Origin of the sequence: Paraburkholderia sp. 22098, assembly GCF_052045935.1 — a bacterium.
In the GTDB taxonomy this organism is placed as follows: Bacteria; Pseudomonadota; Gammaproteobacteria; order Burkholderiales; family Burkholderiaceae; genus Paraburkholderia; species Paraburkholderia caledonica.
Genome location: NZ_JBQEPV010000017.1, coordinates 83,597 through 109,467, shown reverse-complemented (window position 1 = coordinate 109,467; position 25,871 = coordinate 83,597). Strand labels below are relative to the sequence as shown.

At 60.7% G+C, this 25,871-nt stretch carries 24 protein-coding genes and 1 pseudogene; 14 read left to right on the top strand and 11 right to left on the bottom strand.

From position 1 onward, the window contains the following. Nucleotides 1–25: 25 nt before the first annotated feature. Nucleotides 26–919 (bottom strand): MBL fold metallo-hydrolase, encoded by an 894-nt coding sequence (locus ACTJLB_RS27990; protein ID WP_440785211.1) that lies wholly within the window; start codon nucleotides 917–919, stop codon nucleotides 26–28. Between the two features lie 74 nt (nucleotides 920–993). Here ACTJLB_RS27990 and ACTJLB_RS27985 point away from each other — a divergent pair, with 74 nt between their 5' ends. Further along, the gene (locus ACTJLB_RS27985; protein WP_408422322.1) at nucleotides 994–1,962 is read left to right on the top strand and encodes a LysR family transcriptional regulator; all 969 of its coding nucleotides are present in this window, start codon (nucleotides 994–996) and stop codon (nucleotides 1,960–1,962) included. Nucleotides 1,963–1,997: 35 nt separating this feature from the next. Here the strand turns inward: ACTJLB_RS27985 and ACTJLB_RS27980 are convergent, their stop codons facing one another. After that, nucleotides 1,998–3,506 (bottom strand): M81 family metallopeptidase, encoded by a 1,509-nt coding sequence (locus tag ACTJLB_RS27980; protein WP_408422324.1) that lies wholly within the window; start codon nucleotides 3,504–3,506, stop codon nucleotides 1,998–2,000. A gap of 287 nt (nucleotides 3,507–3,793) precedes the next feature. Here ACTJLB_RS27980 and ACTJLB_RS27975 point away from each other — a divergent pair, with 287 nt between their 5' ends. From ACTJLB_RS27975 to ACTJLB_RS27965, 3 genes are all read left to right on the top strand, one after another. Beyond that, on the top strand, nucleotides 3,794–4,744 hold the full coding sequence (locus ACTJLB_RS27975) for a LysR family transcriptional regulator (RefSeq protein WP_408422327.1): 951 nt from the start codon (nucleotides 3,794–3,796) through the stop codon (nucleotides 4,742–4,744). A 108-nt stretch (nucleotides 4,745–4,852) separates the two neighbouring features. Further along, a complete protein-coding gene (locus ACTJLB_RS27970; RefSeq protein ID WP_408422330.1) occupies nucleotides 4,853–6,190 on the top strand; it encodes an MFS transporter in 1,338 nt (445 codons plus the stop codon). Between the two features lie 38 nt (nucleotides 6,191–6,228). After that, nucleotides 6,229–7,047 (top strand): isocitrate lyase/PEP mutase family protein, encoded by an 819-nt coding sequence (locus ACTJLB_RS27965; RefSeq protein ID WP_408422332.1) that lies wholly within the window; start codon nucleotides 6,229–6,231, stop codon nucleotides 7,045–7,047. A gap of 58 nt (nucleotides 7,048–7,105) precedes the next feature. On the opposite strand, the gene ACTJLB_RS27960 is transcribed toward ACTJLB_RS27965, so the two are convergent. Further along, entirely contained in the window at nucleotides 7,106–7,792 is a 687-nt protein-coding gene (locus ACTJLB_RS27960) for a GntR family transcriptional regulator (RefSeq protein WP_408422335.1), read from the bottom strand. A gap of 197 nt (nucleotides 7,793–7,989) precedes the next feature. On the opposite strand from ACTJLB_RS27960, the gene ACTJLB_RS27955 reads away from it, so the two are divergent. The 5 genes from ACTJLB_RS27955 to ACTJLB_RS27935 all read left to right on the top strand — a co-directional run bounded on the left by ACTJLB_RS27955 (nucleotide 7,990) and on the right by ACTJLB_RS27935 (nucleotide 14,496). Then, a complete protein-coding gene (locus tag ACTJLB_RS27955; RefSeq protein WP_408422337.1) occupies nucleotides 7,990–9,327 on the top strand; it encodes an FAD-dependent oxidoreductase in 1,338 nt (445 codons plus the stop codon). Between the two features lie 11 nt (nucleotides 9,328–9,338). Then, nucleotides 9,339–10,079, top strand: coding sequence for an enoyl-CoA hydratase/isomerase family protein (locus ACTJLB_RS27950; RefSeq protein ID WP_408422340.1), 741 nt, complete (start codon nucleotides 9,339–9,341; stop codon nucleotides 10,077–10,079). Continuing rightward, on the top strand, nucleotides 10,076–11,704 hold the full coding sequence (locus tag ACTJLB_RS27945; RefSeq protein WP_408422343.1) for a CoA-transferase: 1,629 nt from the start codon (nucleotides 10,076–10,078) through the stop codon (nucleotides 11,702–11,704). Before ACTJLB_RS27950 ends, ACTJLB_RS27945 begins: the two co-directional genes overlap by 4 nt. Before the next feature lie 129 nt (nucleotides 11,705–11,833). Then, nucleotides 11,834–13,135 (top strand): MFS transporter, encoded by a 1,302-nt coding sequence (locus ACTJLB_RS27940; RefSeq protein ID WP_408422345.1) that lies wholly within the window; start codon nucleotides 11,834–11,836, stop codon nucleotides 13,133–13,135. Between the two features lie 29 nt (nucleotides 13,136–13,164). Further along, entirely contained in the window at nucleotides 13,165–14,496 is a 1,332-nt protein-coding gene (locus ACTJLB_RS27935) for an MFS transporter (protein ID WP_408422348.1), read from the top strand. A gap of 831 nt (nucleotides 14,497–15,327) precedes the next feature. On the opposite strand, the pseudogene ACTJLB_RS27930 reads toward ACTJLB_RS27935, so the two are convergent. Next, nucleotides 15,328–15,507: pseudogene (locus tag ACTJLB_RS27930) on the bottom strand (IS21 family transposase); the annotation flags it as partial. Nucleotides 15,508–16,029: 522 nt separating this feature from the next. Beyond that, entirely contained in the window at nucleotides 16,030–17,058 is a 1,029-nt protein-coding gene (locus ACTJLB_RS27925; RefSeq protein WP_408422351.1) for a Leu/Phe/Val dehydrogenase, read from the bottom strand. A gap of 104 nt (nucleotides 17,059–17,162) precedes the next feature. Between ACTJLB_RS27925 and ACTJLB_RS27920 the strand changes: the two genes are divergently transcribed. Continuing rightward, on the top strand, nucleotides 17,163–17,654 hold the full coding sequence (locus ACTJLB_RS27920; protein WP_408422353.1) for an Lrp/AsnC family transcriptional regulator: 492 nt from the start codon (nucleotides 17,163–17,165) through the stop codon (nucleotides 17,652–17,654). A 348-nt stretch (nucleotides 17,655–18,002) separates the two neighbouring features. Here the strand turns inward: ACTJLB_RS27920 and ACTJLB_RS27915 are convergent, their stop codons facing one another. The 4 genes from ACTJLB_RS27915 to ACTJLB_RS27900 form a co-directional block, all read right to left on the bottom strand. Next, nucleotides 18,003–18,371, bottom strand: coding sequence for a hypothetical protein (locus tag ACTJLB_RS27915; protein WP_408422356.1), 369 nt, complete (start codon nucleotides 18,369–18,371; stop codon nucleotides 18,003–18,005). Nucleotides 18,372–18,601: 230 nt separating this feature from the next. Then, nucleotides 18,602–19,525: an HNH endonuclease gene (locus tag ACTJLB_RS27910; RefSeq protein ID WP_408422359.1), complete on the bottom strand. Its 924-nt coding sequence runs from the start codon at nucleotides 19,523–19,525 to the stop codon at nucleotides 18,602–18,604. 232 nt (nucleotides 19,526–19,757) lie between these two features. Further along, nucleotides 19,758–20,792, bottom strand: coding sequence for a PDDEXK nuclease domain-containing protein (locus tag ACTJLB_RS27905; RefSeq protein ID WP_408422362.1), 1,035 nt, complete (start codon nucleotides 20,790–20,792; stop codon nucleotides 19,758–19,760). 42 nt (nucleotides 20,793–20,834) lie between these two features. Further along, nucleotides 20,835–21,113, bottom strand: coding sequence for an HU family DNA-binding protein (locus tag ACTJLB_RS27900; RefSeq protein WP_408422365.1), 279 nt, complete (start codon nucleotides 21,111–21,113; stop codon nucleotides 20,835–20,837). Nucleotides 21,114–21,406: 293 nt separating this feature from the next. Here ACTJLB_RS27900 and ACTJLB_RS27895 point away from each other — a divergent pair, with 293 nt between their 5' ends. Next, nucleotides 21,407–22,618 carry a tyrosine-type recombinase/integrase gene (locus ACTJLB_RS27895; protein WP_408422767.1) on the top strand — a complete coding sequence of 404 codons (1,212 nt, stop codon included), beginning with the start codon at nucleotides 21,407–21,409 and terminating at the stop codon, nucleotides 22,616–22,618. Nucleotides 22,619–23,296: 678 nt separating this feature from the next. Here ACTJLB_RS27895 and ACTJLB_RS27890 read toward each other — a convergent pair. Beyond that, entirely contained in the window at nucleotides 23,297–23,437 is a 141-nt protein-coding gene (locus tag ACTJLB_RS27890; RefSeq protein ID WP_408422367.1) for a hypothetical protein, read from the bottom strand. Nucleotides 23,438–23,903: 466 nt separating this feature from the next. On the opposite strand from ACTJLB_RS27890, the gene ACTJLB_RS27885 reads away from it, so the two are divergent. From ACTJLB_RS27885 to ACTJLB_RS27875, 3 genes are all read left to right on the top strand, one after another. Then, nucleotides 23,904–24,089 (top strand): hypothetical protein, encoded by a 186-nt coding sequence (locus tag ACTJLB_RS27885; RefSeq protein ID WP_408422370.1) that lies wholly within the window; start codon nucleotides 23,904–23,906, stop codon nucleotides 24,087–24,089. A gap of 70 nt (nucleotides 24,090–24,159) precedes the next feature. Continuing rightward, nucleotides 24,160–24,594, top strand: coding sequence for a universal stress protein (locus ACTJLB_RS27880; RefSeq protein WP_440785210.1), 435 nt, complete (start codon nucleotides 24,160–24,162; stop codon nucleotides 24,592–24,594). A 57-nt stretch (nucleotides 24,595–24,651) separates the two neighbouring features. Beyond that, nucleotides 24,652–24,828 (top strand): hypothetical protein, encoded by a 177-nt coding sequence (locus ACTJLB_RS27875; protein ID WP_408422374.1) that lies wholly within the window; start codon nucleotides 24,652–24,654, stop codon nucleotides 24,826–24,828. Nucleotides 24,829–25,405: 577 nt separating this feature from the next. Here the strand turns inward: ACTJLB_RS27875 and ACTJLB_RS27870 are convergent. Further along, a complete protein-coding gene (locus tag ACTJLB_RS27870; protein ID WP_054043636.1) occupies nucleotides 25,406–25,723 on the bottom strand; it encodes a DUF1840 domain-containing protein in 318 nt (105 codons plus the stop codon). Between the last annotated feature and the right edge of the window lie 148 nt (nucleotides 25,724–25,871).

The following is a 25,871-nucleotide window of genomic DNA, read 5'->3' as shown; positions in this document are numbered from 1 at the left end:
ATGGGTAGCTCCTGGGTCTGGCTCATTATTCATAGCGCCAGGAGAAACGGTCGCCCTGGCTGGTGACGTAACCGGCCGATGTCTCGGCGAAGTGCGGGGTGAACAGCAGCAGATTGCGTTCGGCACCCTGCTCCAGCACCCAGCGGCGCGACGCGCGGGCCTCGTCCTGCCATTCGCAGAACACCGAATTCCAGTCGGGGCGCACCACCTGCAACGGGTGATGCATGACGTCTCCGGTAAAGAGCGCCGCCTGCCCCTTCGAATGCAGTTCAATCGACATGTGGCCAATACTGTGTCCCTTGGTCGGGCGGAACACGAAGTTATCGAGGTACTCGCCCCCGTCGTTGCTGATGCGTTCGGCCTGCTCGGAGGCAATGATCGGCGCGACGCTGTCCTCGAATACGCCAAGACTGGGCACGTTCACTTCGTTGTGGCTGTCGGGGCCGCCGTAATAGTCCTCCTCCGCCCTGGCGAACACGTGCCGCGCATTCGGGAAGGTCGGCACCCAACGGCCATCGACGAGCCGTGTATTCCAGCCGACATGGTCGACGTGAAGGTGCGTATGCAACACATAGTCGACTTCCTCAGGGCGCACGCCAACCGCGGCGAGCCGCTGCAGATACGGCGTGTTCAGATGATGGAAGATCTGATTCTGCGGCCGTTCCTTGTCGTTGCCGGAGCCGGTATCGATCAGGATGGTGCGATGCGGCGCGCGCACCAGCCACGTGTGAATGCTCTGGATCAGGTTTCCGGTCGTCGCGTCCATGTTGCTGGGCGTAAGCCAATGAAGATTGGGCTCGAGTTCTTCAGGTTCCCACGCCGGGTAAAGAAAGGTCGGCGGCGCGACGTTCAGGCGCATTTCTTCGATCTTGGTGACGGTCACGTCACCGATCCGGTAGGTTTTGTTCGGATGAATCATGCTGCGTCTCGCTTGGCTGAAAGGACGTCCGTAGTCTATGATTCCAACAACGAACGAACAAATCGATTCAAATCATGAGCTCCATCGATCACTTCAATTTATGGTCTTTCGACCTGAATCTGCTGGTCGCCTTCGATGCGCTGATGCGCGAGCGCAGCGTCACGAAGGCAGCCACGCGGTTGAAGATCCAGCAGTCGGCCATGAGCCACAACCTTGGTACGCTGCGTATGCTGTTCGATGACGAACTCTTCGTTCGTGTGGGGCACACAATGAAGCCGACGCCCCGATCTGAAGCGCTCGCGGCGGCAATCGGCACGGTTCTCGAGCAGGCTCAGCATGCGATCACTGCCCGCGAAAGGTTTCGTCCCGAAAGCGAGGAGCGGACTTTTTCGATCGGCTTTTCGAGCGAGCTTGAGGTGCTCCTGATGCCGTGCTTGACCGCCCACGTACAAAGGTGTGCTCCGGGAATCCGGCTACTTGGTCGCCCGGCGCAACCGGGCGACGTGCACAGAATGCTGGATGACGGCGTGATCAATCTGGCGATCGGATGTTTTGGCGACGGCGCTGAACGGCATCGAAGGAAACTACTGTTCGAACAGTCCTTGATGTGCTGCTTCAACCCCCGCCTGCTCAATCTGTCGATGCCCGTCAGCCGAAGTGCGTACCTGGCTCAGAAACACGCCCTTGTCTCGCAAAACGCGAGTATTCGCGGATGTCTGGACGACGCCCTGCGCGCCGCAGGCGTTGAACTTGACGTGGCCATGGCTGCGCCCGAATTCCTGACCATTCTCGGCGCCGTCATGCAAACGCCTGTCATCGCTACGTTGCCGTCGAGGATCATCAAACGGTACGCCGCGCTGTTGGGGCTGGTGGCAAGCCCCGTCCCGTTCGACTTCAGGATCACACCAATTTCGATGGTCTGGGCTGCCTATTCAGATCGAGACCCGGCTTCCGAGTGGCTACGGCAGCAGGTTGAACCAATCCTGGCGCAGATCGAGGAAGCCAGCCCGTCGTTCGATGCCGCCACAGACAAGATTACTTAAACCAGGGGGTCCTCCGGCGCGGTCCGGCCCGTTGTTCATACGGGCTCGTCAATGCGCGCCCTGAAGGGGGCGCCGAGCGGAGCGATGCGCAAACCGGGTCGCAAGTCCTTCCAGGGAAGATCACGCGGATCGGCGCGCATGCCTCCCGGCGCCTTTGCCACGAGTGTCGCGCAAGCAATGGCGTCGAAGTCAGCACGAAAGTGCACCGAACTTTTGTTGACAAGAATGCGCATGTTCTCGGGTTCGATACCCGCCACCCGATAGAGATTGCGATCCATCATCTGAGGTGGACGTTCGCTGCTGACAATGACGAAAATCTCGTGGATTTTCAGCAATGCAGTCAGCCCCAACTGAACCTGCATGCCATTGAGCATTGGACCATCGAACACACACTTCCCGTCCGACAGTTCGACGACTTCGAAAACACCACGAAAGCGCGCACCATTGGGCAAGCCGGATTCACCACCCATTTCAATTTCCAGCGAGCGGCCGATGCCGGTCTGCTGTGCTGCGATAACGGCCTCGGCATCATGAACAACGCCGAATGCAGCACTACTGGCGCCCTGGGCGATGAGTGCCCGAAGCATTCCGGTGGTGTTGGATTCGCCCCCGGCGCCCGGATTATCCTGCGTATCAGCAATCACGACCGGTCTGTTCCTGCCGTCAGACAGCTGCATGGCTTGCGTCACGGCGTCCTCCGGCGTGAGGAAATCGACGGCCCAGTCCGCCTCCGAAAGCGCTATCTCATCGAAAATTTGGCCGACGGCGGCTTCCACAGGATTCCTATGTGTCCCGTACGCCCACACCATCGGCCCGCATTCGGGGAAGTCGGCGGCAGGAAAGCCGAGTGCGAACGACATTGAGGCAAGACCGCCCTTCTCTCGTTGCTCGACCTTCTCAAAGGCCGATTTTGCCGGCTCGACGAGGGTGCACATTGCGTTCAGGGGAATAAGAAAGGGCAACCGGCGCCAGGCGCAGTGCCAACGCTCTCCGCCCAGAAGCGCCCGCAAAAGGCGAGCAGCTCGCGCGCCCGTTGCAGCCATGTCGACGTGGGGATAGGTTCGGTACGCGACAAGCGCGTCGGCGCAAGCAAGCATGCGCTCGGTGACATTCGCGTGCAAATCGAGCGACGCGACGATAGGAATGCGAGGTCCGAGCACGCTTCGCAAGCGGGCCAGCAGTTCGCCTTCGCCATCGTTGGTCTGTTCGGCCACCATGGCGCCGTGCAGATCGAGGTAAACAGCATCCGGCACATGCATTTCAGCCGCCTCGACGATTTCGCCGGCAATCTTCTCATACGTGTCATGCGTAACGTGTGCCGAGGGACCTGCGCCTGCCCAAAGTACCGGGACAAGCGTATGACCGTCCGGTTCAATCTCGCTAATGAAGCCCCCGATCGGAAGGTTGACGTTTCGGAAACCAAGCACTTGCTGGCCGCGCCTCAACGCGGGGAACGTTTCACCATTCACGAAGTTCTGGTAGAGCGCCTTTCGCCCGACGAATGTATTGGTTTCGTGCTGGAAACCCGCGATCACTATTTTCATTCCGCTTTGTCTGGTAGGTTTGACGGGTAATTGCCATGCCGCGAGGCATAGACCGATGCAATAGCGCAGGCTTCAATGCTCGATCCAGACCCGCGCGCGCGGCAACAGCAAAATGCGGCCTTCGACGCTGCCTGACGGGCAGCACGCTGACACAGACCGGTCCCTCGCCCCCCAGATGCGCGATCTGACATACTGCCAACATTTCAACAGCCCGGAAGGTCGCACGGCTGTCGGGTTCATCGCGACTCGCCTCAGACGAGATCATTCCGACAGATCAGGAGAACCGAATGGCCATTGGTGAAATCAACCAGCGCCGTCTGCGCTACTTCCACGAAATTCTGGCGCGCGGCTCGATCCGCGCGGCGGCGGATGCGCTCAACACCGCGTCCTCAGTGCTGACACGGCAGATGAAGCTGCTCGAGGACGAAATCGGCACGCCGTTGTTCGAACGCGGCAATCGCGGCGTCGCGCCGACCGAGGCAGCGCACGCGCTGCTCGCGTACTGGCGCGGCTGCCAGTCCGAACGCGCGGTGTTTGAAAATACGCTGCAAAATTTGAACGGCCTTCAGATCGGCAGCGTGCGCCTGGCCATCAGCGAAGGCTTCGTCGACCCGCTCATGGATCATGTGCTGACACCGTTTATCAACGCGCATCCGCAATTGAACATTATTGCGAAAACGCTTGCGGTCAACGACGTCATCAGCGAAGTTGCGAACGATGAGGTGGACATCGGCCTTGCGTACAACCCGCAGCCCGCGGCGCGCGTGACGCAGCATGCGATCGCCGCGAACCCCGTCTGCGTGCTAATGTCGGGCGCGCACCCGCTAGCGTCGCGGAACACACCCCTGACAATCGCCGAACTCGCGCCCTTTCCACTCGCACTGATGTCGTCGGCTTTCGGGCTGGGCCAGATCGTGCGCGCAGTGGCCGACCTTGAGCGCGTGCGGCTCACGCCGGCGCTCGTGTCGAACTCGGTCGCGATGCTTAAGCGATTCGTGCGCAGCGGCAACGGCGTCACCTTCCTGACGTACGCGGCGACGCTCACTCACAGCGCAGATCCGGCCTTCCGCGTCGCGCCGCTCGCGCATCCCCTGTTCGGTGCGGCACAGTCGTGCGTGCTGCTCCGCGAGGGCCGTCGACTGCCGAATGCCGCGCAACGCGTGCTCGAGCTGATCGTCGAGCAAATGCCGCTATTCGGCTCAGAAGTGCATGTGAGCAGTGCGCTTGTGCGATGCTGACGGAGCGATGCCGAAAAGGCAGCGCAACGGCGATGCGATTGCTGTTGTGCCCGACATTTTGACCGGGAAACATTTCCACACCTTCGATCCCCCACGGTGTATGACAACATGCAAAACGACGCCACATGGTCGTCGACGACCTCCACGAATAACCTCTTTGCGCGGATCAACTGGCGGCTCCTGCCTTTCTTGACGCTGTGCTATGTGTTTGCGTATCTCGACCGGATTAACATCGGTTTCGCAAAGTTGCAGATGCAGGCTGACGTCGGCCTGAGCGACGCCGCGTACGGTCTCGGTGCCGGGGTCTTCTTTCTCAGCTACATGCTTTTCGAGATTCCGAGCAACATCCTGCTCCCGAAAATCGGCGCGCGCCGCACGCTGAGCCGCATCATGATCCTCTGGGGCCTGACGTCGGCGAGCATGATGTTCGTCACCAGCGCCAACGCGTTCTACGTGATCCGCTTCCTGCTCGGCGTGTTCGAAGCTGGCTTCGCGCCCGGGCTGATTTTCTACCTGACCTACTGGTACCCCCAAAGCCGGATGGCACGCGCGATCACCGTGATCATGCTGTGCGGGCCGATTGGTGGGATCTTCGGCGCGCCGCTGTCGACCGGCACGATGATGCTGCTCGACACGGTCGGCGGCCTGCACGGCTGGCAATGGATGTTCATTGCCGAGGGACTGCCGAGCGTCTTGCTCGGCGTGTTCGGCCTGTTCTGGATCACCGATCGCCCGGCCGAAGCGAAATGGCTCAGTGACACCGACAAGCGTCTGCTCGCCGCCGAACTGAAGCGCGACACAGCAGGCGATGGGCCTCGTCACCATTCGTTCCGCCACGTGATCTCTGATCCACGCGTGCTGCTTCTCGGCGTCTCGTACTTCTGCATCATCTGCGGGCATTACACCGTGAGCTTCTGGCTGCCGACCATCCTCAAGAGCGCTGGCGTCACCAGCACAATGACGATCGGCATCCTCGCGGCGATTCCCTACATCGCGGCGATCTTTGCGATGGTCTGGTGGGGACGCCGCTCGGACCGTCTTGGCGAGCGTCGCTGGCACACGGTGTCGATGCTCACGCTAGCCGCCGTCTCGTTGCTGATCGCGGCGCTGAACGATACCAGCCTGCTGATCACCCTCATCAGCCTCACGGTGGCGACCGCCGGGCTGTGGGCCGCGTACACAGTATTCTGGGCGATGCCGTCGGACTATATGAAGGGCGACACGGCAGCCGGCGGCGTCGCGCTTGTCAACACGATTGGACTGTTCGGAGGTTTCGTGAGTCCGACCTTAATCGGCTATCTCAAGACACTGACGGGTACGATGCAGGCCGGCCTGCTCGGCATGGTCGGAATTCTCGTGATCGGTAGTCTGCTGCTGTTGTTCAACCGCCTGCCGTCGCCGGCAGGCACACAGGGTCCGGCCGCTGCGGAGTTTGAGTCGTCATGAATGCAGCAGTTATGCTCCGTGCCCGACTGAGACAGCGGATGAGCAGACCGCGCACGCTGGCTGCTCCCGGCACCTTCGATCCGCTATCGGCGTTGCAGGTTGAACGCGCAGGCTTCGAGGTCGCCTACGTCGGTAGCTATGCGCTATCCACCAGCGTCGGGCAACCAGACGTCGGCTGGCTCGATTTGACGACGCTGTGTGTGAGGCTCGCCGAGTTCTGCAACGTACTAAGCATTCCACTGATCGCTGATGCCGAAGGCGGCTTCTTCAACGCGGCAGGAATCGGTAAGGCGGTCCGCGCTCTTGAGCGAAGCGGCGTCAGTGCGATTCATATCGAGGATCACGTCAGCGGCAAACATACCAATATGCCAAAAGCAGTGCTCTCGACGAGAGAAATGGTGCAGAAGATCCGCGCGGCACTCGATGCGCGCGCAGATCCGAACTTCCAGATCATCGCGCGTACTGACATCGCCGAGGTGAGCGGCAATCCACTGGATGCGCTAGAACGAATGATCGCGTATCTCGACGCCGGGGCCGACGCGGTCATGCCAAGCGCGCTTGATGTCGCTCAACTCGCGACAATCCGCGCGCGGATTCCGGGCAAGGTCGTGCTGGTCAACACGGCCGGCGCGAGCGTCGCCGACGAGCAGGCGGCCGGAGTTGACCTCGCGATCTATCACGGCCTGTGCCTGCAAGCGGCACAACATGCCATTGAACAAACCCTGCGGACCTTCGCAGAACAACGCGATATCCGCGCACTGGATGGATCGCTCGCGTCCCGCGCCGCGCTCGACGCGATTACCGGTTACGAAGACTTCAATCGGCGCGCCGCTAAATATGGCTTGATCGATCCATGAACGAACGTCCGGCCGCTCATCTCTCGAAGTGTCCTGACATCTGAGCTGCGACGCCTGTTCAGCCGAACGTGTCGAACGCAGAGCGAGTCAGCCGATCGAGAAAGACCATCAGTTCATCGCCCGCGGCCGTGGCTTCGTCGGCCGCACCCTTCGCGATGGCACGCAGCACGGCCGCGTGGAGAGCGGCACCCTCCGCAAAGGCCTCGCTCTGCTGTACGTGCACGAACCAGAAGCGCCGTGATTGAGCATGGATGACCTGCATGGTCGTCGTGAGCATCGAATTGTGCGTCGCGGTGACTTCCAGTTCGTGGATCGCGCGATTCACCCGGAAATATTCATTCACATTGCGCTGCTTGGCCGCCCGGATGATGTGGTCCGCGAGCGATTTCATCTGCGTGCGCTGCACACTTGTCGCGCGCGCGCATGCTGCTGCCACGACAAGAGGTTCCAAGGCGCGACGCACTTCCAGCAGTTCCAGCTGCTTGCGAACATCGACGGTCGACACGAATGTGCCGCGCCGCGGATGCGTTTCAACAAACCCGAACTGCTTCAAGCGCGCCAGTGCCTCGCGAACCGGCGTGCGGCCCACGTTGATCTCGTTTGCGAGTTGGACCTCGGAGACGAGCGCGCCTGGTGGCAGTTCTCGCGTCACGATCATCTCTTCTAGTCGTCGATAGGCGTAATCCACCTTGGGCTCGTTTGCATCGGGGTCGGCGGGCGTGGCACGCGTGCTGGTTTTTGTCATGAAGCCGGTTAGAGAGTTCGATTGGACCACGGTGAGTATTACATATCAGGCGCGTGAGGCGGCTCGCGCCGGTCCCCATCCTGCCGCACCGTGCGCTTCGCGATGCGCCCTCGGGGTTAACGTGCAATCGACAGCGGTTGACGCAGTCTCACTTTAATCGTTATTCTGATGTTCATCTGACATGTCAGGAGGATATCATGGGGTTATCAATGATGGAGCATCGTCCGATCGACGCGCTTTCCACCGAGGTTCTGGTCGTTGGCGGCGGTGCGGCGGGCGTGGCGGCTGCCGTCACGGCGCGAAGGCAGGGTCTGCGCGTCACCGTGCTCGAACGCTATGGCTTTTGCGGAGGCGGCGCGGTCGCGGGCCTCTCTGGCACCGTCTGCGGTCTGTATCTCGCGACGGAGCGCGCATGCGCCAAACCCGAGCAGGTCGTCTTCGGTTTCGCGGACGAATTCGTGCGTGCGCTGGAAACGCGCGGAGGACTGGCGGACCCCGTCCGGTACGGGCGCACCTGGACGCGCGTACACGATCCGCTGATCTGGCGCGATACCGCCGACGCGCTGCTCACCGATACCGGCGTAAAGGTGATCTATCACTCGATTGCGACCGGCGTGTTGATGGAAGGGACGCGCGTGGAAGGTGTACGGGCATGGACCAAGCAAGGTCCGCTCGATATCCGCGCGAAGCTGACCATCGACGCAAGCGGTGACGCGGACATCGTCGCGATGGCGGGCCTGTCGAGCTTCATCGGTCATGACGGACGCGTGCAGAACCCGACGATGATCTTCCGCTTGCTGGGCGTGGATATCGGACGTTTTCTCGCGGCCTACGGTGACGACACCATCATGGGCGAAGAAGTCTCGCTGAAACTGCGCGCTGCCGCAGACGCGGGCGCGAATCTGCCGCGCGCCAAGATCTGGCTCTTCACGACGACGCGGCCCGGGGAATTGCTCTGCAACTGCACGCGCGTGACCGGTGCGGACGGCCGCGAGTTGAACCCGCTGCTGCGCGATGACTTCACCGAAGCGGAAATCGAAGGGCGCAAGCAGGTGCACGCGTACGCACAGTTCCTCCGGAAGAACCTCGCCGGGTGCGAAAACGCCTTCGTCAACGACACGGGCGTGCAGGCGGGCATACGCCAGAGCCGGCAGGTCAGCGGAGTCACGCGCCTGTTGAACGACGACGTGCTCGCGGCCCGCAAGTTCCACGACGGCATCGCTGTATCGCCGTGGCCAATCGAGTTGCATGCGGGTGCGAAGCCGAAGGTCGAGTGGATTCTCGACGACTTTTACACGGTGCCGTACGGCTGCTTCGTGCCGCAATCGGGAGATGGCCTGCTCGTGGCCGGCCGCTGCCTGTCGGCGGAACACGAGGCGGTCGCTTCGGCGCGCGTCACCGCGCAGTGCTTCTCGTATGGGCACGCGATTGGACATGCGGCGGCCATCGCCATCAACGAAAAAATGGAGCCGCGTCAGGTGGAGCCGTCGGCGATCCGCCATGCGCTCGATCGCGACGGCGCCCAACTGAGCTAAGGAGAATACAAATGCAAATCGAAGACATCGGCGGCGTGCGGCAACTCGTGCTCGACCGGCCGCAGCGGCGCAACGCGCTTGGTCAGGCGCTCATGGAGCAACTCGAAGAGGAATTGTGGCGGGCGGAAAGCGACGCTTCGGTCGGCGCGATCGTGCTGTCGGGCGCCCCGCCGGCCTTTTGCGCCGGCAGTGACCTGAAGGAGCTTGGCGGCCTCTCGATCGATCACATGTGCGAACACGAACTCGAAACGGCGCGGATCGCGCGCGGCATAGCGGGATTCTCGAAGCCGGTGATTGCCGCCGTGGAGGGCTTCGCGCTCGGCGGCGGCTTCATTCTCGCGGTGTCGTGCGATCTTGTCGTGAGCGCTGTCAACGCACGCTGGCATCTTCCCGAGGTGCCGAACGGCTGGCTACCCCCGTGGGGCCTGCAGGCGCTCATCGCGCGGGTCGGCGCGGTCCGGGCGCGCATGCTCGTGTGGGGCGACGAACCCATCGACGGCGTGGAAGCACACCGGTTAGGCGTCGCTGACCATTTGGCCGAAGCGGGTCACGCCGACGCTCGCGCAATCGCGCTCGCGCAACGACTGGCCAGACTTCCACGCGGTGCGGTCGCGTCGACCAAGCGCTTTTTCGAGCCGTTCATCGCGCTCGATGGCGAGCGTCTGGACCGAGAAGCAGCCCGCATTTTTGCCGACGACTGCAAGTCCGATGCGGCCCAACAAACCTTTGCAAAATTCGCGGTGAAATCATGAATATGACCAAGGTCATGACGGCCAGGCATGCCGTGGAATCAATCAGGGACGGCGAGACCGTCGCATCCGTCGGCGTGATCGGCTGGGTTGTGCCGGACGCCACGCTCGCGGCACTCGGCAAGCGCTTCGAGGACACCGGCGCGCCGCGCAACCTGACGTTCTATTTCCCGTGCGGAACGGGCGACGCGGTCGGCATCAAGGGTATGGACCATGTCGCGCGTGAGGGCCTGATGAAGCGCATCGTCGCAGGTTCGTATATCAATCCCATTGATCCGCGCACGGGCAAGCGGCCCGCGCTGATGCAACTCATCCAGGAGAACCGCATCGAGGCGTATTCGTGGCCGATCGGTGCGTCGATGCACTGGCTGCGCGAAGTTGCGCGGAGGAGCCCAGGCTATGTGACACGCATCGGCGTGGGCACGTATGCGGACCCCGCTCAGGGCGGCGGCAAGTTCACGGCGCGTTGCACGGACGATCTAATCCAGAAGATCACGCTGAACGGTGAGGAATGCCTCTTCTATCCCACGTGGCCGATCGATGTTGCAATCATCCGCGCAAGCAGCGCCGACGAATTCGGCAACCTCTCTTTCGAGGACGAGCCGCTTGTCTCGTCGGGGCTCGCACTCGCGCTCGCGGCGAAGGCCAGCGGCGGGCGCGTCATCGCGCAGGTGCGACGCATCGTCGGACGAGGCGAGCGGCCCGCGACACAAGTGCGGCTTCCGGGCATCTTCGTCGACTCGATTGTCGTCGATGCGCAGATGATGATGACGACCGACACGCCCTACGATCGCAACTACCTTGTCTCGGCGGGCGATCGCCACGTGTTTCCTTCCATTCCGTTCGGGCCGGACAAGGTCATCGCGCGGCGCGCGGCGCTCGAGGTCAGGAAGCGTGAACTCGGCATCTTCGGCTTCGGCGCAGCGGCCGACATTCCGCTCATTCTTGCAGAGCAAGGTCTGATTGATCCGCAGACCGGTTCTGAGGATTACTGGTTCACCACCGAGCACGGTTCTTACGGCGGCATCGTGATGAACGGCTGGCAGTTCTCTGCGAACCTGCATCCGAGCGCGCTGCTCGACGGTCTTCAGCAGTTCGACGTCATCGACGGCGGCTTGTGCGAATTCGCCGCGCTCGCATTCGCCGAATACGACTCGCATGGAAGCGTGAACGTCAGCAAGTTCGGACGCGCGAATCCCGGCGCGGGCGGCTTCACCGATATCGCGGCCAACGCGAAACGGCTCGTGTTCACCGGCACGTTCACAACCGGCGGGCTCGACGTCGACTATGCAAACGGCCGCATGAACATTCGCCGCGAGGGGAAGGTCAGCAAATTCGTGCGCGACGCGCAGAGCATCACGTATTCCGTTCGCAACGGCGTCGCACGCGGCCAGAGCGCGCTGATCGTCACAGAGCGCGCAGTCTTCGAAGCCACGAACGACGGGCTCGTGCTGCGCGAGATCGCACCGGGTATCGACGTGCGGCGCGATGTGCTCGACCACATGTCGTTCGCACCCGCGCTCATCCTCGATCCGCTGCCGCTCATGGACGCGGCGCTCCTCCAACCCGGCGTGCAGGCAGGCGCCGATCTCGACGAAACCGCGCTCGGCGAACACGAAGTTTCGTAGGCGCCACCCGGGCGCTCGAATCCGATAGATACGCGTCAGGAGAAGCGCCTGCAAGGCACTTCTCCCGGCGACGCGCGTCCATTGGCAGCGCGGCGGCGACCCAATCCCTATCGCATGCAGGAGACACTCATGCAGCTCCGCTCACTACGCTGGTTCATTGTATTCATGCTGTTTCTCGCCGGCGCGATCAGCTACCTCGACCGCGCTGCGCTGTCGGTTGCTGCGCCGCTCATCGCGAAAGATCTCCAACTTACGCCCGCCGAACTGGGCATCGTGTTCAGCGTGTTCTTCGTCGGCTATTCGCTGTTCTGCTTCGTCGGCGGCTATGCGGCCGACAGGTTCGGCGCGAAGCGCGTGCTCGTTGCGAGCATGTCACTGTGGTCCGTGTTCTGCGGACTGACGGCGGGCGTGGTAGGCATGGGTTCGCTCATCGTCGTGCGTGTGATCTTCGGTGCAGGTGAAGGACCGTATGCGACATGCACCAACAAGATGATTAGCGGCTGGTTCGAGCGCAGCAAACAGGCGAGCGCGGTCGGCTATGCGAACGCGGGACAGCAATTCGGCGGCGCGATCGCCGGGCCGATCGTCGGGATACTGGCGCTTTCCGTCGGCTGGCGGGTGTCGTTTGTCGTGATCGCGGCGCTCGGGCTCGTCTGGGTCGCGCTGTGGGCACTATTGGTTACCGACCGTCCGCATGATAACCGCTGGCTTGACGCAAAGCCCGCGCATCATCGCGACGACACGGCCGTTGAATCCGCATCTGTCACCGAAGACGACGGCCGCCCGCTCGGTGCGTGGCTGCGCAGTCCATCCATTCTTGCGACGGCCTTTGCCTTCTTCGGCTACGCCTACATCCTGTACTTCTTTCTTTCGTGGTTCCCGAGCTATCTGACGATGGAACGCCATCTCAGCCTGCAGTCGATGAGCTTCGTGAACGTCATTCCATGGGCGTGCGGGGCCGTCGGTATTGCGCTCGGCGGTGTGACATCGGACCTCATCTATCGCTTTACGGGGAGAGCTGTGCTCTCGCGCAAGATCGTCATCGTGACGAGCCTGGTCGTGTCCGCCGTGTGCGTCGCACTGGCGGGCCGCGTCGCGACCCTTCCGCTCGCCGTCGCGCTGATGGCCGTCACGGTGTTCTTCATGAACCTCACGCTCGGCGCGTACTGGGGCATCATCCTCGACACCGTCCCGCACACGCGCATGGGCAGCGTCGGTGGCTTCATGCATCTGATTGCGAACACGGCCGGCATTCTCGCGCCCGCAGCGACAGGCTTTCTTGTGCAGGCGACCTCGGTGTTCGCAAGCGCATTCATGCTGAGTGGCGCCATCGCCTTGCTCGGCGCACTGGCAGTCGCGGTCTTTGTACGCGCGCCACGCTCACCGGCCGACCAGAACCTCACACCCGGAATCGCGGCGTCGACGCGATAAACACATACGACTGGCAAAGGAGACAAAAAATGCGGCCTCGCGTAGCTTACCGTTGGATCATCGCGTTCGTGCTGTTCATCGCGTACAGCATCCAGTATCTCGATCGCGTGAAGAGCAGCGTGCTCAATCCAGCGATCGCTCACGACATCGGATTGACGACCGCGGATATCGGCACCGGCGCCTTCCTGATGCTGCTCTTCTACGGGCCCGCGCAATACGTATCGGGCTTGCTAACCGACCGCTTCGGCGCCAAGAAAATGCTGATCTTCTCGGTCATCGTCTGGTCCGCAATGACGATTTATATGGGGCTCATCCAGACGCGCGAAGAATATCTCTGGCGGATGGCGATCTTCGGTATGCTGGTGGGCACCGAATACGTTCCTTCGGCGCGCGTGCTCATGCGCTGGTTCAACAAGGAAGGCCGCGCGCGTGCGCAAACCGTTCTGGCGTGGGCGTGGATTCTCACGCCCGCATGGGCGAGCGTCCTTGCTACGCAATTCGCGGCGCACGCGGACAGCTGGCGCATCGTGTTTTTTGCCACCGGCGCGCTCGGTGTCGTGCCGCTCGCCCTCATCGCGGTGTTCGTGTTCGACCGGCCGGAGCACTATCGCCATGCGACGGAAGCCGATCTGGAATACGCGTACCGCGACGAGCTCGAAGCAGGCACGATCACACGCGGGCAATACGCATCGGCGCAAGAGACCATTCTCAAGGGCGCGGGCGTGCGCTTTCTCGATCTGTTCAAGAATCGCACGTATGTCGCGGTCGTTTTCGTCGATATCGTCATGCAGATCACGCTCTACGGCGCGCTTACGTGGATTCCGCTATACCTGTCCGACACCTTCGGCTTCAAAATGCAAACGATGGGCTGGTGGAGCGGCCTCTACTTCGCGGCAGGCGCAATCGGCAGCTTCATCTCATCGTACATGTCGGACAAAGTCTTCAAGGGTAACCGCAAGATCATGATCCTCGTGTGCTTCATCGGGCTCGCTCCGTTCGTGGTTCTGCTCGGCACGTTGCAACAGGCGAATCAGGTTCTGCTCGCGGTCGCGCTCTGCGGCATGGGTTTCTTCGGGAACATGGCATGGGGCCCGTTCCTCGCGCTACCTGCCGAAATCTTCTCCCCCGAGGTCTATGGCAAGGCGATGGGCTTTGTCAATGGAGCGGGCTACTTCGTCGCGGCTTTCTCCGCGAAGATCTTTGCAGCGCTCGTGGTCGTCGACGCATCGGGCCACAAGATCTACACTAACGGCTGGTTTTTCATCGCGTTCTGTGTGGTGGCGGGCATTGTCGCGGCGAGTTTCATCCGGACCACGGGTCGAGCCCCAACGATTGCGATACGTTCGGCGACGTCTTCATGACGTGCGAAAATTCCGCTCCTGCTTCCCGAACGGATTTCCATCGAAACACAGACACCTGCTTGCGACGACGCGCTCCAGGCTGCGTCCTCTCGCGGCGAAAGCATGAGCTCCAATCCCAGACAGTATCTCTTTGAGTTAAGGCCAGAACTTATTGGGCGACTCGCAATGCCCTGGCAGCCCGGATCGTTCTAACCGGAAAATTGCGCCGAAATCAAGACCATCCCGTGATGCGCGGTGCATGTCAGTCCTGAACTTACAGTAGCCCGACGATATGAAGGATAGGTAGCCGGTGATTCCCGCGTCATTCGGATTTCAGAGATCAGAAACGACTTGATACGACGCCTTGACTTCGCGCCGATCAGCGATGAAAGATCCTGGTTTGTGGCGTCGATAATCGGAGCGACGTTCGTCTGAAGGATCGTGGCCGCGAGTACATCGCCGATACCCGGTGTTGTTTTCACCATTACGAATCCCGGACATGGTCGTTATGGAAGAAGCTGGCGTGCTGCCGTCGTATTGCGGTCGAACAACCGCGATGTCCACGCAGATGTGTGGAATGAGCGCGGGCATCGCTGTACTGCCACGAGTCATCGGAGATCAGGTGAGTGGCATTCGCAGGCTCCGCTTGAATGAAGAGCCGCCAACGCGAGAAATCTGGGTGGGCTATCACCGCGATTACGGCGGCTGCATCGTCTACGGGCGTTCGTAGACCTCGTGATCAAACATCTGGCCAGTTACTCGCCCCCGATTCTCGGACATTTTAGCGTGACGGAATGCTGAATCGACGACGGGCGGCAGTGCTGGCGGAATGGCCGCTCATTGCGTTCAACAAGTCGCGCACGCGAACGTGGAGAGTCGGATGCGCCGGGCGCGGCGACAAAAAATGGCCTCGATACGCCATGCTAATGTCGCGGGCGAGGATCGGCAGCGTCGGCCCAGCGAAGTCGGCGAACAACTTCTCCCTGGCACAGTGCTGCTGACACATCGAACGCTTAGCGCTGTGGTCCAATCGGGGGACATATCGTTCCACCAACAGTTCCGGCGCAGTTTGCGGTGGGTGCGCGTAATCGGGCTTCGGGCGTCGGTATGGTGTCGGTAGCGCATCGGTCGACGCAGACCTGACGCGTACGTTTAACATGTCGTCCGAAACGCCTCTACGGAGGATCGGTCGAGCCCGGCTGCCTGGCGTGAGCGGCAAACTTTTACGCCGCGCCGACGCTGATGCCGACGGCCCAACTGATCTGCCCGTGAGCTAGGCCACAGTCACAATGACCGTTATCGTCGTGTTGTGAAATTGATCGCTCAATAGTGACAAATGCGGCTGCCCCAATGTGAAGGCAAGACGGCCGCCGCATTGGTCACCTCTCTAATTGGAAGTTCGTTATCAACAATAATGACACTTCGCTCTGGCGCCGTTCCGAATGTTTCAAACACAAATGGGCCTCTTCAATTTCGTCAGATGTAGCTACTGCAGCCACTGTTTCTGCTCAATCACCGCGCCTCCAAGACGCGCTGAATGCAGCTGGAAGCGCACTACGTCCGAAGGCGACGGTGGACCATGCGATCGGCGGCCTCGCCCGTCGGGATGTTTTCGGTCTCTGCCAGCGCTAGCACCCTCCGAGTTGTAGCTAGAATCGTCGCCACGCGCTTCAAAGCAGCGGCGCGAGTAAAAACTCCGTCTTTGTCGGCGACCGATAGCACACCTCCAGCGTTCACAACATAGTCGGGACAGTAGGTTACGCCACGTGCCCTAAGGACCCGATCCTGGGATGGGTTGCTCAGCTGGTTGTTGGCGGCCCCTGCCACTATCCGGGCCCGGATTTCTGGTATTGTCGCCGGATTGAGGACGGCTCCAAGCGCGCATGGCGCGTACACATCGGCATCGGCGCGATGGATATCGCCAGCGGCAACGGCCGTTGCCGCGTACTGCAGCCGGGCGGTTTCCACTTTCTCTTCATCAATGTCGGACACGATCAACTTCGCGCCCGCATCGTGGAGCAACCCGCAGAGCGCCATACCCACTTTGCCCAGCCCTTCGACGGCAATCTTTCGGCCAGCGAATCCTGAAAAACCACGGTGTTCGAGGCCGGCCTGAATGCCGTGGAAGACGCCCCAAGCAGTACAAAGCGCGCCGTCGCCGGTGTCCTCCATTGGTAGATTGCGCACGTGCTGTGTCACTGTACTCAGCAAGCGCACGTCCTCGGTCGAAATGCCGACATCTTCAGCGGTTGTGTAGAGGCCGCCGAGCTTTTCGACAATCCGCCCGAACGCGAGCAGGCGTTCGGAACGAGTGAATGCAATGGCATCGTCGATGATGACCGCCTTCGCTCCCCCGTACGACAGCCCGCTAGCCGCGTACTTATAGGTCATGCCACGCGACAATCGCAGTACATCACGCAATGCGTCTTCCTCGCTCGAGTATGGCTTCATTCTGCACCCGCCCATGCCCGGGCCTAGCGCAGTGTCGTGGATCGCAATGAATGCACGAAGTCCTGTAGCTCTATCCGTGCAATGCACGACCATTTCGTGATTGTCGAAATCGGGGTGGGTAGTGATCTGCATGATGAAACTCCTAAGACAATAAAATTGAACAACGTCGCAGAACCGTGTTCTGCATAACATCGTTGCCGTATAATTTTATTCGGCAGAACAGTGGATAAAAGACCATGAAGAAAGATACGAATCTCGTTCGGCGGACGCGCGGAGATGAGGGGCAATTGGACACGATAGACAGAAAGTTATTAATCCTTCTGGCCCAGAATGCTGAACTTAGCTATAGCGAGCTTGGCAATAAGGTTCATCTCTCGGCTCCTGCCGTGCATGAACGGGTCAAGCGTCTCAAGATCAGAGGGGTTATTCGGACAACGGTTGCTGTGCTTGATGGCCCGAAGATCGGGAAAAGTCTCTTGGCATTCGTCCATCTTGAGACCAGCAACTGGGAAACGACTCGGCGCGTGCTCGATATGTCCGCATTTCCCGAGATTGAGGAGATCCATACCGTAGCTGGCGACACGGCCATGATCTTGAAGGTGCGTACGGAGAACCCCCCCGCCCTTGAAGAATTGCTAGGCAAATTTCATCGTCTTGATGGATTCAAGGGGGTGAGGACGTTCATTGCTCTCGGCACATATCTGGAACGCGGGCCGTTACCTACATAGGCGCTACAACGCAATGGACATGCGAGTGCCTACGAATGGAGCCGCGCTGCCAATCCTGCGCCCGAACTCGGCCATCGACGGAAGCTGTCTGACCGGGTTGGGTCGGGCTGCGTCGGTCCGCTTCCCGAACTCACCGCTCTAAAGCGGTCACTGAGACTCCGCGGCCCCGAAGCGGTCAGTCGGCAATGCGTACTCCCGACCCATCTGAGTCGTTCGACCAGGTTCTACTGAGATGTCTCTTCCGTTGTGAACGTCAGCCATTCGCCAACGCGCGACGGCCAGTAAGGCGCTCGGCGCTTAGGTTAACACGTCGACGGGCCGCTAGGCCCGGCATCGGCATCAGATCGACTAGTCGCAGAATAGCCCGTAGTGGCCCTGCAAGAGGCGCTCTTCGATCAGGATTGTGTCGGTAGGCACATTCTTGACCAAGCGAATGCAGACGTTATGACCGGCCTGGTAGGCGTCGAAAAGTCGTTGGTGGATTGGCCTAAACTCCTTGCCATTGCGAGGCGGATCGCCCGCAATCATTCGCCGGATGTTGTTGTCGTAAGCGGTGAAGGGCCTGCTTGATCCGCGGTTACTTTTGCCGACGTATATGACCTCGATTTCACCCGTCGTCTTGTCGACAACCTCGATGATGTACAAGAGCGGTTCCTTGACCAGAACGTCACCCGAATGCAGTTCGAAGCCTAGTTTGCTTCTTTTTATAGAACTCATTTTCTTCCCCGTTGCTACAAACTGTGGCAGCGAATGCATTGTGCGATGACTTGACAGTTTGTAATAGACGAACCAGATATCACGCAGAATCGCTGTAGCCGTATTTTTTTATGCGCCGCCATTCCCTTGAAACTGTGCAAGGTCGATATCCGCCATCGCGCGATGCGGCGCGTGCACTGCGGCATGATCGTGGATGCGGTCGCGGCGTGAATTTCCGTCGGACGTCGTTGCTATCGAACGGAGGCCGTCCCGTATTCCTCCCGCTTCTGCTCCAAGCGCTCGAACTCGGCATTGTGGAGTCTCAAGTAAGCTGCGCGCTTGTCGCACGGCTTGATCTTAAGATCCAGGATGGGACCGAGCCTTTCCAAGTCGTGTTGCGTCACAAACTTCGAGTGCTCCAAATTGCCGTTTGGTCGGAAGGTGATCATATAACGGTCGAACAGTGCGTCTAGGTTGGCCGATAGTAAAAGCCCGTTTTTCGGATCGAGCCTTTGCGCGCCAACTGATTTCCTCCAAGGCACGATATGCGAGGCTCGCAGAACCGGCAGAACGGTCAGCCCCGTGGCTGCACAAGCGTTTCCGAACTCCTGTTCCAAGTCGGCTCGAAATTTTCCTTGCCCCAGCCGAACAGCCATTTCTGCGAGGCGTTCGGTTTCAGATTTCGACTTATCATCCAAGATGGCGCGAAGGTCATTCTGAATTTGTTCTGCTTCCCCGCCGATTGTTGACGGAAAGAAGACTTCATCGATCCTTCTCGACCAGTCTCGCATCAGAAGCAGACTCGTCGCCTCATCTTTGAGCCAAAGATAGGAACCGCTGTAGTCACTGTGGACGTGCAGGACATCCGGGTCGCAACCATGATCCCGGGCGAAGGCCTCCTTGTCGAAACCTTGAGGGGCCTTTGCAACGGAGAGAGGCGCCCTGTCCTTCGCAAATCGGTATAAACAGGCATATGGAACGTTGCGCCCCCATAGGCCGGCGCTCATCAGCCCGATGAAGACGCCACGCCAGGTGATACGCAACGTTTTTCGCTGATCAGCTTTCGGGCCCTGCCCGGTCGTTGCGACCACAAAGCCTTCCGCTTCCAGCATGGTCATGACGCTCATTGCGAACGCGTTGGGCTGATCACCCGTATAGTTTGAAAGATCAGGCATAGAACAAACGAACCTAAGTGAAATTCCAACAGTATAGTGATTCGCTTGGCGACGACCATCGTCCGATGAAGTAAAAGTAAGAGCGTTTTCGAAGTAAAAGTAGCAGCGGCGGCGGCCGCGACCGTATTCATGCATTGCTTTGAGCGCGACTCACCGCTGCAAGCCGTTCATCGTTCCGGGCTTATGTCTCAGCGATTCCCGCGATCAGCGCCGACGGCAGCGCGCAAAAACCTCATTTCTCCGGCTTGGCCCGCAACCGCAGCCGCGCTGCCTCGATGGACTGGTGAAGTTTGGCCTGCAAGGTCTCGCGGGACGGCAGCACGGTCAGGTATTCAGCGACGTGGATGCCGCTCCTGTCCAGTTCGAGCAGTTCGATCTGCTCCTGTTTCTTGCCGGCGCAAAGGATGATGCCAAGTGGCGGCAGCTCGTCAGGTTCCTGTTCGTGTTTCGCCAGCCAGCGTAGATACAGTTCCATCTGGCTCTTGTATTCAGCCTTGAATGAGCCAAGCTTCAGTTCGATTGCCACGAGGCGCTTGAGCTTGCGGTTGTAGAAAAGCAGATCGATATAGAAATCATCGTTATCAATCTGCAGCCGCTTCTGGCGGGCCACAAATGTGAAGCCAGCACCGAGTTCAAGCAGGAATTGCTGCATCTCGCGCAGGATGGCGTCTTCGAGATCCTTTTCGAGGTAGTGATCATTCAGGCCGAGGAAGTCCAGCACATACGGGTCTTTCAACAGCACGTCCGGCTGTACACGCCGCTCCTGCCGCATTTGCGCCAGATCATGCCGGATCGCGTCTGCGGATTTCCGCGAAATCGCACTGCGTTCGAAGAGCATCGAATCCATGCGCTCCTGCAATTGCCGGGATGACCAGCGTTCGAGCCGACAGAGCTCAAGGTAAAACTCCCGCTTCAGCGGGTCGTCGACATAAATGAGCGTCTTGATGTGCGTCCAGCTCAATTCTCTCCGCACTGCGGAGAGAATTGCCTCGTCCCGGAAAATCTCTGCGGCCCGCAGGCAGTGCCGCAACTGCTGCTCACTCCAGCCGCGGCCGTACTCAGCGGTGAGTGCTCCCGCAAGCGATGCTATCACCTGCCGGCCGTACTCTGCACGTGCACCGCCCAGCACCTCTGCCCGGATGCGGTGTCCAATCCGCCAATACAGCAGCGACAGTTCGGCATTGACGGCCACCGCCGCGCGCTCACGAGCCGAATCAATCAGCTCCCTGACTTCATTCAGTAGCGGTATCGACGTGAGTGCACTCATGCTGACTGGAACTTCCGCTTCAGGGAACAGCGCCAGTTCCGGTCACGCGCCATTGACCGCGTCCTTGAACGCTTTGCCCGCCGTGAATTTGACCGTCTTTGTCGCAGCGATCTGCATTTCAGCTCCGGTGGCGGGATTACGGCCAACCCGGGCCGCGCGCGCACCGGTAGCAAACGTACCGAACCCGATCAGCTGCACGGCTTCGCCGTTCGCGACCGCGCCCGTCACTGCGCCGATGATCGCATCGACGGCGGCCGCCACGGCCACCTTGCTGTTGCCGGTTGCTGTCGCGACCGTATCAACGAGTTCCTGTTTGTTCATGATTTTCCTTTCTGCCGAAGAGCCCACGCCAAGCGCCCCACCTGGGTGGGTCAGCCTGACACCTTACAGGAGGCAGCACATCCCGGCAAACCAGTCGCCGCGGGCCACGCAGGATCTGGCCGGCAAAACTCTTCGCGTCGCGGAGACAATTACCCGACTCGTGCGAACGCCTGGCGTGTCGTGTTTCAGAACAGCTGCCCGGTCAGGGCCAGCAGGTTCGTCCATTTCACGGGACCGCCGGTCGTCACCGCATCACACCCGTCGGAGCCGCCCGAATCGTGTCAGATACCCCGATAGCGTCCGTGCAGCCTGTCGAGTCGCTGGTCATTCCGGGACGCCTGGACGGTCGCGACGGCACCAACCGGGGTGACCCCGGGCATTCGCAGCTGTCGGCCCGCAATGACCTTGATGCGGTGCGCGCGTGGCTGTCCAATTACGCGGACACGAAGACGACTTTCGACAGTTACCGCAAGGAAGCCGAACGCCTGCTGCTGTGGGCCGTCGTGCAACTCGGCAAGCCGCTGTCGTCGCTCACCCATGAAGATCTGCTGCTGTTCAGGGCGTTTGTCTGCAATCCGCAACCCGCGGACCGCTGGGTGTCGGCCAGTGGCGGCAAGTATCCACGCGGCGACGCACGCTGGCGGCCGTTCAACGGACCGCTGTCACCGGCGAGCCAGCGACAGGCGCTGATCATCCTGAACGGCATGTTCACCTGGCTGGTGGACGCCGGTTACCTGCGCGGCAACCCGATGGCGTTGCTGCGACAGCGTGGAAAGCGCACGGCGCCGCGGGTCACGCGCTACCTGTCCATTTCACTGTGGGATGAGGTCAAGGGCTTCGTCGCGCAACTGCCGCAGGACACCGGGCTGCAGCAGGCGTACGCCGCCCGCTGCCGGTGGCTCACTTCCCTCTTCTACCTGCAGGGCATGCGCCTCTCCGAGGTCGCCACCGGAACGATGGGCAACTTCTCGCGCCGGCTCGGCGCCGACGGACGCGAGCGGTGGTGGCTCGACATCCTCGGCAAGGGCGACCGGCCACGGATCGTCCCCGCATCGCCCGAACTGGTCGCCGAACTGGCCCGCTACCGGAAGGCGAACGGCCTGCCGTCGCTCCCGGGCCGCGCCGACGACACGCCGCTTCTTATCCCGTTCAGGGGAAAGCGCCGCTGCATGTCGCGCTCAGCCGTGCACGACGCGATCAAAAGCGTATTCGGCAACGCCGCAACGTGGCTGCGCGCCCGCGGGCCAGAATTCACGGATCGCGCCGATGAACTGGACCGGGCGTCGGCGCACTGGCTGCGACACACCTCGGGCTCGCACCAGGCCGACGGCGGTGTCGACCTGCGCACCGTGCGCGACAATCTCGGTCACGTGTCGCTGAACACCACGAGCCTCTACCTGCATGAGGAAGAGGAGAAACGCCATCGCGAAACGGTGAAACGCCACCGGATGAACTGGGAGGGGCCGCCCGCTGCAGAAACTGGTTCTGCGAAGCACGACTCATGAACCCAGCTCCGGACGGCCAACCCCTGGCGATCGCGTTGACCCGCAGGCCGACTGCCGCATAACGCCCCACGGCCGCGACCTGCCCCGGCCAGAATCAGGCATCCACGGGAATGGGGGAACGGGACGTCCCGACCAGGAATGCCCTGAGCTTCTGCTCCGCCGCGAGTACTTCGTGAAGTGGCGCACGGGCGAGTTGCGAGTCGTAAAGCGCCAGCAATGCTTCGAAGTCAACGATTGTCCCGGGCGGTAGCCGCCATTCGCCACAGTCGCGAGCCTGTGACAAAGTCGCCTCAACGGCGTACTCGGCAATCCTGAATTGCTCAGCCGGACAGTTGCCGTATCCGGCTCGCTGCAGAAACCAGCCCAGATACACCACGCGCATCAGCGCATTGACGAGGTGTCCGTTTCCGTGACCGCTGCGGCATGCGACCAGTGCCAGATGACTGGATCCACAACTTGAGTTCGTCGTTGATCATGGTGCGGCTGCCTTGCCGGATCCCGGCGTAGATCAGGTCGACGGTGAGCTCATACGGGAGCCGACTGGCGGCAACGAGGCAGACGGCGGCTTCGCGGGTACCGTTGTTGTCGAGGTTCCACGCGGTCCACAGACCGCGTTCGCCAGCCCCCCGCAAGGCGACTGAACCGCTTTGTGCGCTGGACAGGCCGCAGCCCCTCGTATCACTCCACAGGCGGCTCGCCTTCGCCACGCGTCTTGACGGGCTTGTCTCCCGCTTCGTCACGTTGCGGCATCCTGCTTTTCCCGTTATCGCTGTGCTTCACCGGTTGCGGATGCCTGATTTTTTCGTCGACGTCAGTCATGGCTTTCCTCCCTCGACTTTGCTGATCGTCCTGCGGCGATCACGGGGCCTGTACTGCAATGTGGCAAAAATCACGCCACTGCGGCTTCACGGGCATCGACTTCAGAGCCGCTATCGGGGGCATTCCTTGACCCCGAAATATCTCATGTTTTGATGTTCTGCCGATCTGCCAGATTCGTCAGGAGGGCCGTTCTCCTGTGCTCCCACTAGAAACGGAGGAGGTTCAGCGAGCCCGTTGATCCTCATTCATCATGCGTTTTCCGACAGCGACCTCGATCACCTCGCAGTTGGCGGAGCGGGTGATCACATATGTCACGTCATGATATATAATTGAATTAACAGTCCGCATCAAAACCCCGGCAACTGGCGCCAGGGAACCTGAACCCGCGAAAGTGTCCTCGGTTTACGGGCAAAAGACTTCTTCCAAGCTTTGATGATGCAGTCTCACGCGACTTAAAGGAGGCGCAATGGTCATCAATAACGACTTTGAGATCAGCTACCTGCTGATTGCATTTGCGCTGCTCGGCGCGATCCTGGTTGGCGAGCTGCTCAGCATGCTGCGGTTGCAACGCTGGCATCCCAAGCTGCTGGGTGCGGCTGTGGGCGCGTTACTGGGCTTCGTGCTGATCGAGGCCGTGCCGATGTTCACCTGAACGGTTTCGCGGCGAACCGATTCGATCGTTCGAATGGATAGCACCGCGAGAGTTGGCAAAGGAATCCACCATGGCCCCGTTCAACCGGATCCTTCTCTGCTACGACGCCACACCCGAAGGGCGCCTTGCGCTGCGCTTCGGTGCGGCCCTCGCGCAGCAGTTGCAAGCTGAAACCCATCTGCTCTCGATCTTCGACTACACCTACTGGTCAAGCGCGTTCGACGTTCTTTCGTCGATGAAATTCGAGGTCGATGAGCAGGCCGCACAAGAGACGCTGCGCGAGGGAATTGACTGGCTGCGGGCATGGGGGGTGACTGCAACGGGACACTATTCGGTCGGAAATGCGATTGACCAGATTTCCCGCCTGGCGGATTCCCTGAAGGTCGACCTGATCGTCATTGGACATCATCCGCACGGTTTCTTTGCGCGCTGGTGGCAAGGAGAAAACCATGCATTACCGCTCGACCGCGTATCTTGCGGCGTCCTGTTCAAGGTGGCCGCCTGATGGGGCTTGCGCGAATTCGAATCGTGGTCGCCAGGATATCTTGTTGAGCGCACAACCATGATGGAGACGAAGATGATAGTGGATCTTCTTGTACAGATTGTTGTTGCGGGCGCCGTGCTGGTGCTGGTGATTCTTTTTGTCATTGCGCAGGCTCCGGGAGACGATCCTCGTGAACGGATTTTCCGGCGTGCAACCGGGAGGCACTGGTGGAACCGCACGCGTCACGGACCTTAACGCTGCTGGCGGTATCGGTCCAGTGTTGCCTCCTTCACTTCCTCAGGTCCTGGCCGCCGATGCGACAATCGTCGGCGGTCGGGCGATGCTTCATCTGGATTGTTCGTCCCGCTGACGGATCGTCTACAGTGCGGGCCAGAGAAAGATCACATGCTGATCGTCTCCAGTATGCTTGTGACGCGTGTCTCCCGTGTGCCATCGTCTGCTGTCCGGGCAGCAGCCACTCGGCCACTTCACCAGCATGAAGGGTCCGCTCGATAGCATATCGAGCGTCGTACGGCCGTACGCGCCGACAACCCTCATCGGAATATCAGGGAAGTAAGGAGCAGCCGCTTCATTGGCTGGCGCAGCCCCCAACGTCCTGACCGGTTCGCCGCCGTTCCGGTAGACGCACGATCTTGAGCCCGCATCTTGTCGTTGGCCGCACGAAGGCGCGGCTGCCCGCGCTGGCGCACAGATGCCGCACGCGGCGAGAGTCGCTGCGAACAGGGGCGGTGCAATCCATCGTTTCATCCTGGCTTCCTTCAGCGGGCGGTGCAGCACGCACCCGGAATACGCTCACGCTGCAATGCGGCGTCTACAGCCCCCAGATAATGTCGGCGTTCTGTTTGCTGGCCTCACGCATCATGTCGAGGAATGGCCACGCCCGCTGCGAAAGTCCACTGCCGGATTCCTGACGGCGTTCGCGGGAATACTGCAGTGATTCGAGGGCAATCTCCGCTTTTTCATCGTCCGAAATCGCCGTTTCGAGACGGCTGATTGCGCGAGGCAACTCATCGTGGAGAATGACACCACGCGTATCGAGCCGCTTGCCCACGAGACCCAGAAGATATTGCGCGAGATCCCTGAGCATGACGACATCGGGCGTGGCGGGCGATTGAAATGTGATCAGCATGATGGCTCCTTGTTTCGGTCTGTATTGCGCTATCGCGCCGGAAAGCCATTCGGGCTTGCCCCCGAAGGCTCATGCAACGCGACGCCGGGCGGAACCGGTGATCGCCATCCTGTGATGGCGACCGGGGGCCTTCACGGTGACTGGCTTT

What these genes read in the sequence shown, in the direction of transcription:
- ACTJLB_RS27885 (WP_408422370.1), top strand. Translation starts at nt 23,904, where the DNA reads ATGGTCATCAATAACGACTTTGAGATCAGCTACCTGCTGATTGCATTT.
- ACTJLB_RS27980 (WP_408422324.1), bottom strand. Translation starts at nt 3,506, where the DNA reads ATGAAAATAGTGATCGCGGGTTTCCAGCACGAAACCAATACATTCGTC.
- ACTJLB_RS27920 (WP_408422353.1), top strand. Translation starts at nt 17,163, where the DNA reads ATGAAGAAAGATACGAATCTCGTTCGGCGGACGCGCGGAGATGAGGGG.
- ACTJLB_RS27955 (WP_408422337.1), top strand. Translation starts at nt 7,990, where the DNA reads ATGGGGTTATCAATGATGGAGCATCGTCCGATCGACGCGCTTTCCACC.
- ACTJLB_RS27890 (WP_408422367.1), bottom strand. Translation starts at nt 23,437, where the DNA reads ATGACTGACGTCGACGAAAAAATCAGGCATCCGCAACCGGTGAAGCAC.
- ACTJLB_RS27960 (WP_408422335.1), bottom strand. Translation starts at nt 7,792, where the DNA reads ATGACAAAAACCAGCACGCGTGCCACGCCCGCCGACCCCGATGCAAAC.
- ACTJLB_RS27945 (WP_408422343.1), top strand. Translation starts at nt 10,076, where the DNA reads ATGAATATGACCAAGGTCATGACGGCCAGGCATGCCGTGGAATCAATC.
- ACTJLB_RS27870 (WP_054043636.1), bottom strand. Translation starts at nt 25,723, where the DNA reads ATGCTGATCACATTTCAATCGCCCGCCACGCCCGATGTCGTCATGCTC.
- ACTJLB_RS27880 (WP_440785210.1), top strand. Translation starts at nt 24,160, where the DNA reads ATGGCCCCGTTCAACCGGATCCTTCTCTGCTACGACGCCACACCCGAA.
- ACTJLB_RS27935 (WP_408422348.1), top strand. Translation starts at nt 13,165, where the DNA reads ATGCGGCCTCGCGTAGCTTACCGTTGGATCATCGCGTTCGTGCTGTTC.
- ACTJLB_RS27915 (WP_408422356.1), bottom strand. Translation starts at nt 18,371, where the DNA reads ATGAGTTCTATAAAAAGAAGCAAACTAGGCTTCGAACTGCATTCGGGT.
- ACTJLB_RS27975 (WP_408422327.1), top strand. Translation starts at nt 3,794, where the DNA reads ATGGCCATTGGTGAAATCAACCAGCGCCGTCTGCGCTACTTCCACGAA.
- ACTJLB_RS27950 (WP_408422340.1), top strand. Translation starts at nt 9,339, where the DNA reads ATGCAAATCGAAGACATCGGCGGCGTGCGGCAACTCGTGCTCGACCGG.
- ACTJLB_RS27990 (WP_440785211.1), bottom strand. Translation starts at nt 919, where the DNA reads ATGATTCATCCGAACAAAACCTACCGGATCGGTGACGTGACCGTCACC.
- ACTJLB_RS27900 (WP_408422365.1), bottom strand. Translation starts at nt 21,113, where the DNA reads ATGAACAAACAGGAACTCGTTGATACGGTCGCGACAGCAACCGGCAAC.
- ACTJLB_RS27940 (WP_408422345.1), top strand. Translation starts at nt 11,834, where the DNA reads ATGCAGCTCCGCTCACTACGCTGGTTCATTGTATTCATGCTGTTTCTC.
- ACTJLB_RS27925 (WP_408422351.1), bottom strand. Translation starts at nt 17,058, where the DNA reads ATGCAGATCACTACCCACCCCGATTTCGACAATCACGAAATGGTCGTG.
- ACTJLB_RS27985 (WP_408422322.1), top strand. Translation starts at nt 994, where the DNA reads ATGAGCTCCATCGATCACTTCAATTTATGGTCTTTCGACCTGAATCTG.
- ACTJLB_RS27910 (WP_408422359.1), bottom strand. Translation starts at nt 19,525, where the DNA reads ATGCCTGATCTTTCAAACTATACGGGTGATCAGCCCAACGCGTTCGCA.
- ACTJLB_RS27965 (WP_408422332.1), top strand. Translation starts at nt 6,229, where the DNA reads ATGAGCAGACCGCGCACGCTGGCTGCTCCCGGCACCTTCGATCCGCTA.
- ACTJLB_RS27875 (WP_408422374.1), top strand. Translation starts at nt 24,652, where the DNA reads ATGATGGAGACGAAGATGATAGTGGATCTTCTTGTACAGATTGTTGTT.
- ACTJLB_RS27905 (WP_408422362.1), bottom strand. Translation starts at nt 20,792, where the DNA reads ATGAGTGCACTCACGTCGATACCGCTACTGAATGAAGTCAGGGAGCTG.
- ACTJLB_RS27970 (WP_408422330.1), top strand. Translation starts at nt 4,853, where the DNA reads ATGCAAAACGACGCCACATGGTCGTCGACGACCTCCACGAATAACCTC.